This window comes from Parabacteroides sp. AF19-14 (assembly GCF_003635485.1).
Lineage (GTDB): Bacteria > Bacteroidota > Bacteroidia > Bacteroidales > Tannerellaceae > Parabacteroides > Parabacteroides distasonis.
On sequence record NZ_QTMJ01000014.1, the window covers coordinates 84475 to 100316 of the forward strand.

At 49.5% G+C, this 15842-nt stretch carries 12 protein-coding genes; 9 read left to right on the forward strand and 3 right to left on the reverse strand.

The genetic code is table 11. The features are described 5' to 3' along the window. Positions 1–3: 3 nt before the first annotated feature. The 6 genes from DWX33_RS14570 to DWX33_RS14595 all read left to right on the forward strand — a co-directional run bounded on the left by DWX33_RS14570 (position 4) and on the right by DWX33_RS14595 (position 8370). Complete coding sequence (locus DWX33_RS14570; protein ID WP_005868085.1) at positions 4–948, forward strand: 3-oxoacyl-ACP synthase III family protein; 945 nt, start codon at positions 4–6, stop codon at positions 946–948. Positions 949–968: 20 nt separating this feature from the next. Beyond that, on the forward strand, positions 969–1715 hold the full coding sequence (fabG, locus tag DWX33_RS14575) for a 3-oxoacyl-[acyl-carrier-protein] reductase (RefSeq protein ID WP_005855977.1): 747 nt from the start codon (positions 969–971) through the stop codon (positions 1713–1715). A gap of 1 nt (position 1716) precedes the next feature. Beyond that, positions 1717–2391: an RluA family pseudouridine synthase gene (locus DWX33_RS14580; RefSeq protein ID WP_122380598.1), complete on the forward strand. Its 675-nt coding sequence runs from the start codon at positions 1717–1719 to the stop codon at positions 2389–2391. 275 nt (positions 2392–2666) lie between these two features. Further along, a complete protein-coding gene (locus tag DWX33_RS14585) occupies positions 2667–3833 on the forward strand; it encodes an efflux RND transporter periplasmic adaptor subunit (protein ID WP_008778262.1) in 1167 nt (388 codons plus the stop codon). Beyond that, complete coding sequence (locus DWX33_RS14590; RefSeq protein WP_122380599.1) at positions 3830–6994, forward strand: efflux RND transporter permease subunit; 3165 nt, start codon at positions 3830–3832, stop codon at positions 6992–6994. The genes DWX33_RS14585 and DWX33_RS14590 overlap by 4 nt, the downstream gene beginning before the upstream one ends. Next, the gene (locus tag DWX33_RS14595) at positions 6991–8370 is read left to right on the forward strand and encodes an efflux transporter outer membrane subunit (protein WP_199713304.1); all 1380 of its coding nucleotides are present in this window, start codon (positions 6991–6993) and stop codon (positions 8368–8370) included. The genes DWX33_RS14590 and DWX33_RS14595 overlap by 4 nt, the downstream gene beginning before the upstream one ends. Before the next feature lie 120 nt (positions 8371–8490). Here DWX33_RS14595 and DWX33_RS14600 read toward each other — a convergent pair whose 3' ends face one another. The 3 genes from DWX33_RS14600 to DWX33_RS14610 form a co-directional block, all read right to left on the reverse strand. After that, complete coding sequence (locus DWX33_RS14600) at positions 8491–10755, reverse strand: hypothetical protein (protein WP_122380600.1); 2265 nt, start codon at positions 10753–10755, stop codon at positions 8491–8493. Positions 10756–10895: 140 nt separating this feature from the next. After that, complete coding sequence (locus DWX33_RS14605) at positions 10896–11234, reverse strand: DUF86 domain-containing protein (protein ID WP_122144642.1); 339 nt, start codon at positions 11232–11234, stop codon at positions 10896–10898. Further along, the gene (locus DWX33_RS14610; RefSeq protein WP_122144643.1) at positions 11227–11526 is read right to left on the reverse strand and encodes a nucleotidyltransferase family protein; all 300 of its coding nucleotides are present in this window, start codon (positions 11524–11526) and stop codon (positions 11227–11229) included. Before DWX33_RS14610 ends, DWX33_RS14605 begins: the two co-directional genes overlap by 8 nt. A 252-nt stretch (positions 11527–11778) precedes the next feature. On the opposite strand from DWX33_RS14610, the gene DWX33_RS14615 reads away from it, so the two are divergent. The 3 genes from DWX33_RS14615 to DWX33_RS14625 are packed head-to-tail and all read left to right on the forward strand — an operon-like array spanning position 11779 to position 15839. Next, on the forward strand, positions 11779–13011 hold the full coding sequence (locus tag DWX33_RS14615; RefSeq protein WP_122380601.1) for a 6-bladed beta-propeller: 1233 nt from the start codon (positions 11779–11781) through the stop codon (positions 13009–13011). A gap of 50 nt (positions 13012–13061) precedes the next feature. After that, the gene (gene metA, locus DWX33_RS14620) at positions 13062–13994 is read left to right on the forward strand and encodes a homoserine O-succinyltransferase (protein ID WP_005855991.1); all 933 of its coding nucleotides are present in this window, start codon (positions 13062–13064) and stop codon (positions 13992–13994) included. Next, complete coding sequence (locus DWX33_RS14625) at positions 13995–15839, forward strand: U32 family peptidase (protein ID WP_122380602.1); 1845 nt, start codon at positions 13995–13997, stop codon at positions 15837–15839. The last annotated feature ends 3 nt before the right edge of the window (positions 15840–15842 follow it).

Consider the following 15842-nt stretch of genomic DNA (forward strand, 5'->3'; position numbering starts at 1 on the left):
GGAATGTTTATTAATGCGACAGGGTTTTATGTGCCTGAAGAACGGGTAGATAACCAACATTTTCTTGAATTGAGCGGGTTGACAAGTGAGTGGATTGAGCAACGGACGGGAATTCATACCCGCTCGAAAGCGAAAGAGGGAGAGAATATCAATACCATGAGCCTTGAGGCCGTGAAGGACGCTCTTCCCAAATTGCCTTACGATATCACGGAGGTAGACTTGATCGTCTCCGCTTCGTATTCTCCTTATGATACGGTTGCGACGGCCGCGCATACGGTTCAACATGAGTATACTATCGCTGACGCGAAAGCTTTATATCTATCCTCGGCTTGTTCTTCTTTCTTGAACGCCTTGGAGGTTGTGGAGGGATATTTCGCCATGGGGAAGGCTTCCAAGGCTTTGGTGCTTTCCGCTGATAAGAACTCCGCTTATTATAATGAAACAGACCCGAAGGCGGGCCATTTATGGGGTGATGCCGCCGCCGCTTTCTTTATCTCCAAGGAGCGGATCGGTGAGGGCGACGCTGAGATCGTAGAGGTCTACACGCAAGGTCTCGGCCATTTGTCGAAAGCGATGGAGGCGGTTCACTTGCGTCCTCGTGACGGCGGTATCTTGATGCCGGAGGGGCGTGACGTATTTATCCAAGCTTGTACCTATATGCCTAAGAATGTCCTTCATTTGTTGGAGAAGAACGGTTATACGCTGGATAACCTTACTTATTTCATCGGCCATCAGGCGAATATGCGTATCATGGCGAATATCGCCAAGCAATTGAACTTGCCGGACGAGAAATTTTTGCACAATATCGAGGAGCTGGGAAATACGGGTTCCGTAAGCTCGGCCTTGGTATATGCCCAGAACGATAAGAATTTCAAGAAAGACGACTTGATCGCTATCACGGTATTCGGCGGTGGCTATTCAACGGGAGCTTGCTTGATTAAACATTGATATTAAAAAATTTGAGTAATATGAAACTATTAGAAGGTAAAGTGGCTGTCGTAACAGGTGCCGCTCGTGGTATTGGTAAGGCTATCGCCTTGAAGTTCGCCCAAGAGGGCGCTAACATCGCTTTCACGGATCTAGTGATCGATGAGAATGGCTTGGCTACACAGGCCGAGATCGAGGCCTTGGGCGTGAAGGCGAAAGGATACGCTTCTAACGCCGCTAACTTTGAAGAGACTCATAACGTGGTGGCCGAGATCGTGAAGGATTTCGGACGTATCGATATCTTGGTGAACAACGCCGGTATCACGAAAGACGGCTTGATGATGCGTATGAGCGAGGGACAATGGGACGCTGTGTTGAACGTGAACTTGAAGTCCGCTTTCAACTTTATCCACGCTTGTACCCCGGTCATGATGAAGCAACGTGCGGGTAGCATTATCAATATGTCTTCTGTCGTAGGTGTCCATGGTAACGCCGGACAAGCTAACTACTCCGCTTCCAAGGCCGGTATGATCGGCTTGGCTAAGTCTGTCGCTCAGGAGTTGGGTTCTCGTGGCATCCGTGCGAACGCTATCGCCCCGGGATTCATCATCACGGATATGACCGCTCAGCTGTCTGACGAGGTACGTGCCGAGTGGTGCAAGAAGATTCCTTTGCGCCGTGGTGGAACGGTCGAGGATGTGGCTAATATCGCTACCTTCTTGGCTTCGGATATGTCTTCTTATGTATCCGGACAGGTTATTCAGGTTGACGGCGGTATGAACATGTAATATGGAGGTTATTTACGAGGATAATCATATTATAGCGGTAGATAAGACCTGCCGTGAGATCGTGCAAGGCGACAAGACGGGCGATAAGCCTCTCTCGGAGATGCTGAAGGCATGGCTGAAGAAGAAGTATTGCAAGCCCGGTAACGTCTTTGTCGGTGTCACGCACCGTCTGGATCGTCCGGTGAGCGGGGTCGTGATTTTCGCCAAGACGAGCAAGGCCCTCTCTCGCTTGAACGAGATGTTTCGTGTCGGTGAGGTGCGCAAGACGTATTGGGCGATCGTCAAGAGCCGTCCCCCGCAGGATGAGGGTGAGTTGGTGGATTGGCTGGTGCGGAACGAGAAGCAAAATAAGAGTTACGCTTACGATACCGAGCGGCCGAATGCCAAGAAAGCTATCCTGCGTTATAAATTGATCGCCCATTCGGATAATTATTATCTGTTGGAGATCGATTTGAAGACGGGGCGGCACCATCAGATCCGCTGTCAGTTGGCGAAGATGGGATGTCCGATCAAGGGAGATCTGAAATATGGTTTCGATCGTTCCAATAAGGATGGAGGCATTAGCTTGCACGCACGTAGCGCGGAGTTTATCCATCCGGTTTCAAAAGAGAACGTGCGAATTGTCGCTCCCGTGCCGGACGATAATTTGTGGAAAACGTTGTCGGTTGATCAATAAGATAATAGATGAAGATCTGGTATCTGTGAAATCCTTTCGGATGGAAAAAGCATTTCATTCGAAGGGATTTTTATTTTTAAGTGTAGACTTTCCCGGCTGGTTGTGGATTTATTCCCCAGTTGGATATGCCCTAATTTTAGTATAAATGTTAACATAAACGCTATACGGTTTGTTATTAAGTGAAGTAACGTTAATTATCGATGTCCTCGAGAAAAATGGAATGATTCTTTCTTTCTTAAATAACAAATGTGACATAAGTAATTTATATAGGTAGAATGAGCAAGAAAAGATTGGCAAAAGTACAGGTTATCTTGATAGCCCTTGTAGTAGCGATGACGGGTTGCCACCATAAGGAAGAGCAGCAATTGCCCATCGTGATCGTAGACAAACCCTCAAAAGAAGACGTGCAGATTTATGGTGAGTACGTGGGACGTATCCGTGCCGCCAGCTTTGTCGAGGTACATGCCCGTGTGGAGGGATTCCTAGAGAAAATGTTGTTTGAGGAAGGTAAACGGGTGAAGCAGAATGAGCCCCTGTTTATGATTAATCCCGATAAATATCGTGCTAGGGTAGAGAAGGCGAAAGCCCAACTGAAGAAAAGCCAAGCCCAAGCGGCCAAGGCCCGGCGTGACGTGGAACGCCTGAAACCGTTGTACGAGCAACACGCCGCCAGCCAGCTGGATTTGGATAACGCCACGGCCGCTCTGGAAGACGCCGAGGCGAATATCGCCATGAGCAAGGCGGATCTGGATCAAGCGGAGATGGAGTTGAGCTATACGGTAGTGACCTCGCCGCTGTCCGGGTATATCAGTGAGCGTTTCGTGGATGTGGGCGCTTTGGTGGGCCCGGGTGTCAATTCGAAATTGGCGGCTGTCGTGAAGAGCGACACGGTATTGGTCGATTTTAAGATGACCGCCTTGGATTACCTGCGTGCCGAGCGTCGTAACGTGAAGTTTGGCGAGCGGGATACGACCCGTTCGTGGCAGCCTACCGTGACGGTTACCTTAGCGGACGACTCTGAATACCCGGTAAAAGGTATCGTGGACTTCGCCGATCCGCTGGTGGACCCGAAGACCGGTACGTTTGGCGTTCGTGCGGAACTATCCAACCCGAACCAGAAATTATTGCCCGGACAGTTCACGAAAGTGAAGCTCCTGCTGGATGTCCGAGAGCGTTCGATTGTCGTTCCCCGGAAAGCGCTCTCGATTGAGAAAGGAGGTGCGTTCATCTATATCATCCGTAGGGACGATATCGCCGAGAAGCGTTTCGTGCAGACTGGCCCGGAGATCGGCAACAAGGTCGTGATCGAACGGGGCTTGGGCGAGAACGAGCGAGTAGTGGTAGAGGGTTATCATAAATTGGTGCCGGGCGTGAAGGTACATGCGGTAGAGGCCGGCGACGAGAAGGCTATCCAAGCGCTTAGAGAGGAGGAAGAACAATGAAACCGGGATTCTTTATAGACCGTCCTGTCTTTTCGACCGTCTTATCGATCCTGATCGTGATTGTCGGAATCATCGGACTGGCATTGTTGCCTGTGGACCAGTATCCGCAGATTACGCCCCCCGTGGTGAAGATCAGCGCCACGTATCCGGGAGCGAGCGCCCTGACGGTGTCTCAAGCGGTCGCTACCCCGATCGAGCAGGAGCTGAACGGTACGCCCGGCATGATTTATATGCAAAGTAGTAGCTCGAACTCGGGTAGCTTGAATATTACGGTGACCTTCGATGTATCCGCCGACGCGGACTTGGCGGCTGTCGAGATCCAGAACCGTGTGAAACTGGCCGAGAGCCGTTTGCCCGCCGAGGTGATCCAGAATGGTATCACGATCGAGAAGCAGGCACCCAGCCAGCTGATGACCTTGAGCTTGATGTCCGACGATCCGAAGTTCGACGAGATTTATCTGAGTAACTTCGCCACGATCAACGTGTTGGACGTATTGCGCCGTATCCCGGGCGTAAGCCGTGTATCGAATATCGGTAGCCGTTATTACGGTATGCAGATCTGGGTGTATCCGGATCGGTTGGCCAATATGGGATTGACGGTAAAGGACTTGCAGGATGCCTTGAAAGACCAGAACCGGGAATCGGCGGCGGGCGAGCTAGGTAAGCAACCTGTGCTGGACGTGGATGTCACCTTGCCTATCACGGCCCCGGGACGTTTGTCCACCGTGAAGGAGTTTGAGGATATCGTGGTGCGGGCGAACCCGGATGGCTCGATCGTCCGGATGAGCGACGTGGCCCGGGTATCGCTGGAGGCTTCCTCGTATTCTACGGAGAGTGGGATCAACGGGAAGAACGCCGCTATCTTGGGTATCTATATGTTGCCGGGAGCGAACGCTCTGGAGGTCGCCACGAAGGTGAAAGAGGCGATGAAGGATATCAGCAAGAACTTCCCGGAAGGCTTGGAGTATAATTTCCCGTTCGATATGACGGAGTATATCTCCCAGTCCGTGCACGAGGTGTATAAGACCTTGTTCGAGGCCCTCTTCTTGGTCGTTCTCGTGGTGTTCCTCTCGTTGCAGAATTGGCGTGCGGCCTTGATCCCGACGATCGCTGTCCCGATCTCCTTGATCGGAACGTTCGGTTTCATGTTGATCTTCGGCTTCTCGTTGAATATGCTTACCTTGCTGGGATTGATCTTGGCGATCGGTATCGTGGTGGACGACGCTATCGTGGTGGTGGAGAACGTGGAGCGTATCATGGCCGAGGAGCGTGTGACCGCCCGTGAGGCTACGCATAAGGCGATGCGGGAATTATCCGGCGCCTTGATCGCTACCTCCATGGTATTGGCCGCCGTGTTCGTGCCGGTGAGTTTCTTGGGAGGTATCACGGGGCAGTTGTACCGTCAGTTCTCCGTTACGATCGTAGTTTCCGTGTTGTTGTCCACGGTAGTGGCCTTGACGTTGAGTCCGGCGATGTGCGCCATTATCTTGCGTCCGTCTCATAAGAAGAAAGCGTTTATTTTCCGTAAGATCAATCTGTGGTTGGCGAAAGGAAATAAGAAATATACGAAGTTGTTGCGTATCTCCATCGCTAATCCCCGCCGTATCTTGGCAGGGTTCGGGATGGTACTGGTGGCTATCTTCGTCTTGAACCGGGTGTTGCCTACCAGCTTTATCCCGGAGGAGGATCAAGGATTCTTCACCGTAGAGCTGGAGATGCCCGAGGGTACTACCTTGGAGCGTACACGTGCCGTGACAGACCGTGCGATCGAGTTCCTCGACCATCATCCGGCCGTGGCCTACGTACAGAACGTAACCGGTAGCAGTCCCCGTGTCGGTACGAACCAAGGGCGTGCCACGCTGACGGTGATCCTGAAACCATGGGAAGAGCGTAAATCCTCCGGTATGAAGGTAGAGGACGTGATGGCCGATGCCCGCCGGGAATTCTATTATTACCCCGAGGCTAAGTCGTACGTGAACCGTCCGCCGGTAATCCCGGGCTTGGGCGAGAGCGGTGGTTTGGAGATGCAGTTGGAGGCTAGGGGAGACGCTAGCTGGGATAATCTGGTAAGCGCCACGGATACCTTCCTGTATTACGCCTCGCAGGCGCCGGAGCTTCAAGGCGTATCTTCCGCCATGCAGAGCGAGATCCCGCAGTTGTATTTCGACGTGGATCGTGACCGGGCGAAGTTCCTCGGCATCCCTTTGTCCGATATCTTCTCGACCATGAAAGCTTATCTTGGCTCCGTGTACGTGAACGACTTCAATATGTTCAACCGTATTTACCGTGTATATATCCAAGCGGAGGCGCCTTACCGGGCTACCCGGGATAATCTGGACTTGTTCTTCGTGCGCAGTAAGGACGGGGCGATGGTCCCATTGACCGCCTTGGGTACGACCCAATATACGACCGGTCCGGGAACGATCAAGCGTTTCAATATGTTCACCACGGCCTCGATCAACGCTGTAGCCGCCCCGGGATATAGTACGGGCGAGGCGATGGCGGCGATGGAACGGATCGCTAGGGAGCATCTGCCCGAGAATATCGGTCTGGAGTGGAGCGGTCTTTCCTATCAGGAGAAACAGGCCGGCGGGCAGACGGGATTTGTCTTGGCGTTGGTATTCTTGTTTGTCTTCTTGTTCTTGGCGGCTCAGTATGAGAGCTGGATCGTGCCGATCGCCGTATTGCTTTCCTTGCCGGTCGCCACGTTGGGTGCCTACTTGGGTATCTGGGTGACGGGGTTGGAGAACGATATCTATTTCCAGATCGGTCTGGTAACCCTGATCGGTTTGGCGGCGAAGAACGCTATCTTGATCGTCGAGTTCGCCAAGGTACAGGTGGATAACGGGGTAGATGTGGTGAAAGCCGCTATCCATGCCGCCCAGATGCGTTTCCGCCCGATCTTGATGACCTCGTTGGCTTTCGTGTTGGGTATGCTTCCGATGGTGTTGGCTAGCGGGCCGGGCTCAGCTTCCCGCCATAGTATCGGTACGGGCGTGTTCTTCGGTATGCTGGTGGCGATTACGGTAGGTATCGTGTTGGTTCCCTTCTTTTTCGTCTTGATCTATAAGATAAAGGGAAAGATGCGGATGGAACGTATCGCTCAAAAGAAAGAAGTGGTAACCTCTATTTTAAAGAGACACAAAAACGGAAAATTATGATGACAAAGAATTTCTATATAGCCGCTTTCGTCGTTTCTATGCTGGCGTTCTCTTCCTGCAAGATCGGAAAGCGGTACGCACGTCCGGAGTTGAACCTGCCGGACCGGATCGAGGCTTATACGGATACGACCGATACGGCGTCCGTGGAGAATATCCCTTGGGAGAGCCTTTACGCCGATGAGACCTTGAAAGATTTGATCAAAAAGGCTCTGGATAATAATAAGGATATGAAGATCGCCGCCGCCAAGGTGAAGGAGATGATCGCCGCCAAGCGGATCTCTTTCGCGAGTATGCTGCCGGAGGTGGGAGCGAATGTCTATGCGCAAAAGGAACGCTTGAATTATGGAGGGGATAACCCAAAGCCCGATCCAGAATTTGGGGCGAAGCTGACTTTGTCTTGGGAATTAGATTTATGGGGCAACCTTCGCTGGGCGAATGAGGCAGCCATCGCTTCCTATATGGAGACCGTGGAAGGACAACGTGCCTTGCGATTGACCATCATCGCCGAGGTTGCCGCCAATTATTATCAACTTTGCGCCTTGGACCAAGAGTTGTCGATCGTACAGCAAACTTTGGACGCACGCCGTGAGGGTGTTCGCTTGGCGAAGCTTCGCTATGAGGGCGGACTTACTTCCGAGACGGCTTACAACCAAGCCCAAGTGGAGTTGGCCCGTACCGAGACCTTGATCCCCTCGCTGGAGCGTCAGATCAAGATCAAGGAAAGCGACCTCAGCATGTTGTTGGGCGAGTATACGGATGATATCCCCCGTGGTCTTTCCTTGAGCGACCAGCACTTGCCGGATGCCTTACCGATCGGCTTACCGTCTTCTTTGCTGGAGCGCCGACCGGACATGCGTCAAGCGGAGTTTAAGCTTCGGGCGGCGAACGCTCAGGTGGGTGTGGCGCAAACGGACTTATTCCCGAAGATCCGTTTGACAAGTAATTACGGTTTCGAGAGCGATGAGTTAAGCAGTATCTTGAAGAGTCCGGCAGGTTTTATTGCCGGAAGCCTGTTGCAGCCGATCTTCGCCATGGGGAAGAACAAGGCGAAAGTGAAAGCGGCGAAGGCTCGTTACGAGCAAGAGGTCTATAGTTACGAGAAGAGCGTATTAGGCGCTTTCAAGGAGGTGAACAACGCTATCGTGACCGTCCGCAAGGTGAAGGAGATCCGTGCTTCCCGCATGAATCTGGAAGCCTCCGCCAGTAAATATCTGGAACTCGCCCAACTGCAATACATCAACGGTGTCATCAGCTACATGGACGTATTGGATGCCCAGCGTGGTTTGCTGGACGCCCAGATCGGTTTGAACAATGCCGTGCTGGATGAGTTGCTGTCGGTGGTATACCTGTATAAGGCTTTAGGGGGAGGGTTTTGATACTCTCTCCCGGGGAAATCTATCTCAATGGAACAGGTCCCGTAAACCAGTGGAATCCACTTCGTATTCCACTGGTTTACGGGATCTGTTCCATTGAGTTTAGTAGACTATTACTGAGGTTTAGTATCCCATGCCGTCCATCATGTCATCAAGGTTCCCTCCTTGGTCTCGCCATCTGGCATAATCGTCTTCACCAAGCGCATAATAGGTGTTACGTTCATAATCATTGTCATTCTCTTGATAGTCGGGGGCGTTATCAGTTTTTTCCTCTTCTATAGGTACAAAGCGTTCTTTCTTGAAATCGAACTCAAGAGATCCAAAGGTATATGTTTGTTTGTTGTTATAACGCTCATATTCCCGGATTTTCGCGCTCCCGGTTTGTACGAATACGAGGGTCTCATGATTTGCGTAGCATAAGGATGAGCCATAGCCTCCTTTTGCTTTAGTCAGAAAGTCATAGCCCTCACATTCGAACACCACAGAGCCATCGCCATCAAAATACTGACCGTCGGCGTATATAACCTCTTCGGAGATCTTTAAGGATTCGTAGACGCACGGAAGTATTTCTTTTTCGTCCATTCGGTACAGCCCCTTTTTCCCGTCTTCTCCGGTTACGATAAATAGTACATTGGAGTAAGAGGATTCCTCGGATAGAGAGAATAGCTTGGTCTTGATCGCTTTTATGTCCGTATAATAGCCGATGATTGGCTCTTCGTTTCGGTAAATTGCGCATTGTCCGTCTTTCCAGACCTTTGCCCATTGTGTGTCTGAGTCATGCCATCCAGTAATGCGTGCCGCCTCTATTTTATCGAAGACAAACCCGGTTATTAATTTATCTCTGTAGATGAACGCGTATTTCCCTCTTTGGGAGGCTAGGGCGCAATTGGGGCATCCGTTTTCATGGTATAGCATATCTGCCTCGTCACATCCGTTCACTATATCTATTCCATTGTAATAAACCAGTCCCTGCTTCCCGTTTCGGGTGTAACGGATATAATTCCCTTTTTTTCTAATCTTATCATGCGGATACTCATATCTTCGCTCCTCATATTCCATGAATTTTATATCCTCGCATCCGATCGGCACGATCAGTTGTCGCCCCACGTATAACCCTTGATAAACCTGTTCTTTCCCTTCGCCGCTATTCGAGATGGACACGATTGATAATAGCGTTTCATTCATACCGCTATGGATTTGGATCTTTGAAAAAATAGCCGGTATAATTATCTCGCCCTGCATTATTTGAAGTACTCCATACAGTTCCCTTGCGTATTCATATGGATGAGCCGTCTTGTCCTTCTCGTTGAAGTACACAGGCTGTTTAAGTTCTCGTTTAAACACCATATAGCCACGTGGCCCTGTAGGAGCTATGTAGCCTAGGCTGTTGCCATATACATCCAAGACCTCTTTGTCCTGATTATCATCCCTCAGCGTAATCAGGTCGTTGGCAAATCGTGTAATCCTTACATTGTAAAAGCATTTATAAAATAGGATTTTACCACTCGGGTCTATGATTGAAACGTATTTGTCGCCCGCATGTGAGAGAAGATACTCCGGCGTACCTAAATATTCCGCACGAGGCATTTCGTAATCAGAATCATTGGGCGTTCTGCCCATACTTCGTGAGTGGGCCTTTTCCCTGTCAAGGGAATGAATCGTCCATTCAGATCTTCCGCTCTCTTCTTTCTTGCTTAGTACTTTAACCCCGTATTTACTATACCAGACAACTTCGCAAGCTTGCAGGAATACGGTATTACCATCTTTGTTAACGACCCAGAGGCTGAAATCTTTATTGAAGAAATATAAGTCATCCATAGCGAACAGGTAAGTACATCTCTTCTCGAGTTTACCCTTCATAAGTACGTTGTCCTTGCCCTCTTTGATGTCTCTATAATTACATTTGATGGTAGAGTGTCCTTCCGCCTTTTCGTTATCCGCTAAGTGCAAGTTGTCTTTACAAAACTCGTAAATAGTGCCAATGGGGATATCCATCAGTCGTGTAGGCCGTTTAACTACTTGTATAAGGGATGAGAGGGGTTGGTAATAGCTTACATCTTTCAGTAGCCTATCTCCTTCCCTGTTGATCACCCAGTTGTTTGGCTTGGTTGTCCAAGGCGACTCATAGCCCTCTTTGTAGGCATCGTATTGTTGGCGGAGATGATAAGACTCTTCATCCTGTATCAACAACATCGTTTGTGCGTCATTCGGAAACGATTCGCGGGAATCCACCTCATTCAGTTCTTCGTCACAGACATGAAAGCGTTCATCCTTGAAATATCCATAGAAAAACTTTCCGTCTCCTTCCGCTTGGATGGAAATTCTTCTAAAATCAATCAGCCCCTGTTGCTTCAACAGCGCTTGAAATAAATTATTGCTAATATCCATGTCGTTTATACTTATAATCTGTTCAAGATCTTATCTGATGACATAATCCTTACCTATACTTTTCTAAGACGCTGCCATGTTGATGCCTTTACATAATTACATTCCATTGACTTACGGGGCATATTTTATTTATTTTTTAATTATGTATCAAGTAAAATATCAACCTCTTGCCTTAATAAAGGCAGATGGTTGACAACGATACTCCAAAGAATATCAACAGATAGACTGTCATAACCATGTATAATGTAGTTACGGGCATCTACTATCTTTCGGGAATTGGTGATCGCTATTGTCGGAGACGTTTTTAATATCCGGTTCATGGCCTCTCCGATAATCTCGATATTTCTTTCTATTGCCCGTCTAAGACGTAAGTCTTTGCAGAAATTTTCAAATAGCTTGGGTTGATCATCGAAAAAACTTTCGATCTCGTCAATCGCCGTAGCTATATCTTGTAAATGTTTTTTGATGAAGTTATCCATAGATTAACATCTTTGTGGTATCAATATTTTCCTTGAGATAAGGATTATGGATCGCTTGTTCTTCCAGCAAGTCTACTTCTCTTTCGAAAAGACTCTCCAAGGCATATTTCAAGTCAAAGAAATTAGAGAAGTAATCATCTACGTTGGTCTTGTCAAAATCGACTACCAGATCTATGTCGCTTTGCTCATTAAAGCGATTGGTAAGGACAGAGCCGAAAGCAAATAGCTTTTTTACTTTATGTCGTTTACATAAAGCGATGATCGCTGGAAGATAATTGCCGGGAAAGTTCATGCCTATATATCCTTTTATTAATCTGTTCAACGCTCCAAATATAATGAAAAATCTCATTACTCTACCTATCAAGAGCAAATTCTATTAGGATAGGAGGCTGGATATGGTTTGGGTGCGGTTGCCGTGGTTATCTGAGGCTGAAGCCAATTCTTTCGAACAAATCTTTGCGTAGCCATTAAAAATTTCCTATATTGCGCAAAGTGAATGTTATTTGCCTTTATCCTTAAATTTAAACTAAAAGAAAAGACTATTATGAGACAGAGCTTGATAGCGGCGGGAATGTTTTTATTAACGGGAGGTATGGTTGGTTGCGGTACCTCTTCTACCCAAGAGAAAGAGGATCTTATCGTGGTGGACGTATCGAAAGATTATCCCAAAAAGGAACTGATCTTGCAAGATCTTTTTGATGTGGAATATATTCCGTTGGAGACGACGGACGAGTTCGTGACGCTAGGCTGGTTGCAGGCGATTGGGAAGGATGTGATGATCATACGAAATATGTGGGCCGTCGATGGTGATATCTTTATTTATGACCGGAAAGGTAAGGCTATTCGGCATATCAATCGGAAAGGGCAGGGGAACGAGGAGTATGCCGCAACGAGCGGTGTCTATCTGGATGACGAGAAAGGGGAGATATTCGTGGGGAATAGGGCCGATGGCAGTGTGCTGGTCTATGATTTGTACGGCAATTTCAAGCGACGTTTTAAGTTCAATGGGGACGGGTTCGCGGATTTTAGCGCTTTTTATTCCCTGTATGATTTCGACAATGAGCATTTCATCGTCCAGGATTCCAATAGTGGACGCACATTCAATTTCACGACCAAGGAGGAGGACTTGGAGCCTAGAAATCTGTTCCAGCTCATATCCAAGCAAGACGGGAGCGTCTCGAAAGAGATAGAGATCCCTTTTGAGAAAAAGGTGTCGCAAGTATTGTTCGACGAAAAGGGCATAGGTATGGTTAATAACCCTTGTATCGTCCCTTACGGGGATCGTTGGCTACTTACGGAGCCATCTTGCGACACGGTCTACACCTATTCGCCAGCTGATGGATTAAAGCCCTTTATCGTAAGGACTCCCTCTATTCAATCCATGAGCCCGGAGATCTTTCTTTTCCCGGGTGTGGTTACGGATCGCTATTGTTTTATGCAGACCGTAAAGAAAGAGTTGAACTTGGCGATGATGGATACCTACTATCGGTTGATGAGAACCGATTTGGTGTACGATAGGGAGACAAAGGAAGTATCTGAGTATGTCCTGTATAACGATGATTTCACGAAAGAAGTACCGATCGCCAACCTCGTGGACGAGATTTTTGACCTCACGGTCTTCAATAACGACGAGATCGCCTTCACGTGGCGGATAAATACCCCCGAACTTGTCGAGGCCTATCAAGAAGGACACCTCAAAGGCAAGCTGAAGGAGATCGCCACTGGTATGCACGAGGAGGATAACCCCGTGATCATGGTGGCGAAGTATAAGCGATAATGAGAAAATTCTCATTATCTTTGCGCTCATATAATAATCAGAGATAGAAAATGCCATTAAATTTACAAAAGAACTTACCGGCTATCGAGCTGCTGAAGAAGGAACACATCTTCGTGATGGATTCCTTGCGTGCGTCGGAGCAGGATATCCGCCCCCTTCGGGTAGTCGTATTGAATTTGATGCCCCTTAAGATAACGACCGAGACGGACTTGGTTCGTCTCCTCAGTAATACACCCCTGCAAGTGGAACTTGATTTCATGAAGATCAAGGGACATACGCCGAAGAATACGCCCATCGAGCATATGCAGGAATTTTATAAGGATTTCGATGAGATGGCGGATGATTTCTACGACGGGATGATCGTGACGGGCGCTCCCGTGGAGCAGATGCCTTTCGAGGAAGTTAGTTATTGGGAGGAGATCACGCAGATATTCGATTGGGCCCGTACGCATGTTACCTCCACGCTCTATATCTGCTGGGCGGCGCAAGCGGGGCTATACCATTTCTATGGGGTGCCTAAATATGATTTGCCGGCCAAGATGTTCGGAGTCTTCCGTCATTCGCTCCGGGAACCGTTTGTTCCGATCTTCCGGGGGTTCGATGACGAGTTCTTCGTGCCTCATAGCCGTCATACCGAGATTCGCCGGGAGGATATCATGAAGGTGCCCGAGCTCACCTTATTGTCCGAGAGCGAGGAATCCGGCGTCTATATGGCGATGGCTCGTGGCGGACGGGAATTCTTCATCACCGGTCATTCCGAGTATTCGCCCTATACGCTGAATGATGAGTATATGCGTGATTTGGGGAAGGGATTGCCCATCAACAAGCCTCGTAATTATTACCGGAACAACGATCCGGCGCAAGGCCCGGTGGTACGTTGGCGGGGGCACGCGAACCTGCTGTTCACTAATTGGCTGAACTATTACGTATACCAAGAGACCCCGTTCCGCCGGGAAGATATCAAAAAACTAGGAAGCTTGTAAATGAGAAAAGAACCCCGTTCGATAGAACTGTTATCTCCCGCTAAGGATCTGATTTGCGGCAGGGAGGCGATTAACCATGGTGCCGATGCCGTGTATATCGGTGCCCCGAAGTTTGGAGCCCGTGCCGCCGCTGGTAATACGCTGGACGATATACGGCAGCTTTGCGATTACGCCCATCTCTATTCGGCTCGTATTTACGTGGCCTTGAACACTATCTTGAAAGAAGAGGAGCTGGCAGAGGCCGAGCAAATGATCTGGCAACTTTACGAGGCCGGGGCGGATGCCTTGATCGTTCAAGACATGGGTATCACCCAGTTGAACCTTCCGCCTATCCCCTTGCACGCCAGTACGCAAACGGATAACCGTACGCCGGAGAAGGTGAGATTCCTGCAAGAGGTAGGTTTCACGCAAGTCGTATTGGCGAGGGAGCTATCGCTGAACCAGATACGGGAGATCGCCGAGCGAACGACCGTGCCTCTGGAGGTCTTCGTACACGGGGCGCTGTGCGTAAGCTATAGCGGCCAGTGTTACCTGAGTGCCGCCTTGAGCGGACGAAGCGCCAACCGGGGGGAATGCGCCCAGTATTGCCGCCTGCCTTATAGCTTGATCGACGCGGACGGGAAGGAGATCGTATCGGGTAAGCATCTCTTATCCTTGAAGGACATGAACCGGGGCGAATACTTGGAGGAGTTGTTGGATGCCGGTGTCTCTTCCTTGAAGATCGAGGGTCGTTTGAAGGATGTATCTTACGTGAAAAACGTAACGGCTTGGTACCGGAAGAAACTGGACGCTATCTTGGCCCGTCGGCCGGAATACCGTCGTGCCTCGGCCGGGCATAGCACTTACACGTTCGAACCTGTGGCGGAGAAAAGCTTCAACCGGGGTTTCACGCCTTTCTTATGGAAGGAGCGCACGAAGGATATCACCAGCTTTGATACGCCTAAGTCCTTGGGGGAGCCGGTGGGTACGGTGAAAGAACTGAAAGGAAACTCTTTCACGATCGCCGGACTGAAACAATTGAATAATGGCGACGGGCTTACCTTCTTCAACGAGAAAGGGGAGTTGGAGGGCTTCCGGGTAAACCGTGTGGAGGCGAACCGGATCTTTACGTTGGATCGCCCGGCGATCCGTCCGAAGATGCCTTTGTACCGGAATTTCGATCAAGAGTTTGATAAACTGCTATCCAAGCCATCCGCCGAGCGGAAGCTCTCTGTCCGGATGGAATTTCAAGATAACGCCTTTGGCTTCACGTTAAGTATGACAGACGAGACAGGAGCCCGTATCATGCTTACCCAGCCGTTCGAGAAAGAACCGGCCCGGCGGGATCAAGCGGAGAATATCCGTACCCAGCTCTCTAAGTTGGGAAATACGCCTTTTGAGGCGGTGGAGGTCACCGTGGCGATGTCTGATAACTGGTTTGTCCCTTCTTCTTTATTGGCCGAGATGCGTAGGCAAGGGGTGGAGAGGCTTATCTCTACCCGGCGGATTCGTTACCGCAGGGAAGAGGCTCGTCCGGTAAAGCCGTGTGTAGGCGAGACTCTGGAAATCCCTTTCCCAGAGAAATGTCTGACCTATTTAGGGAATGTCTCCAATAGCAAGGCTGGTGCCTTTTATAAGGCACATGGCGTGACTGCCGTGGAAGACGCTTTCGAGTTGTCTCCCCGGAAGGATGTCCCTTTGATGTTCACGAAACATTGCCTGAGGTACAGTATGGGATGGTGCCCTACTTACCAGAAGCAGAAGTCTCCCTATAAGGAGCCTTACTTGCTGTGCTATAAGGAAACGCTCTTGCGTTTGCGCTTCGACTGCAAGAATTGCCAGATGTTGATCTATGCGGAGGAATAACCG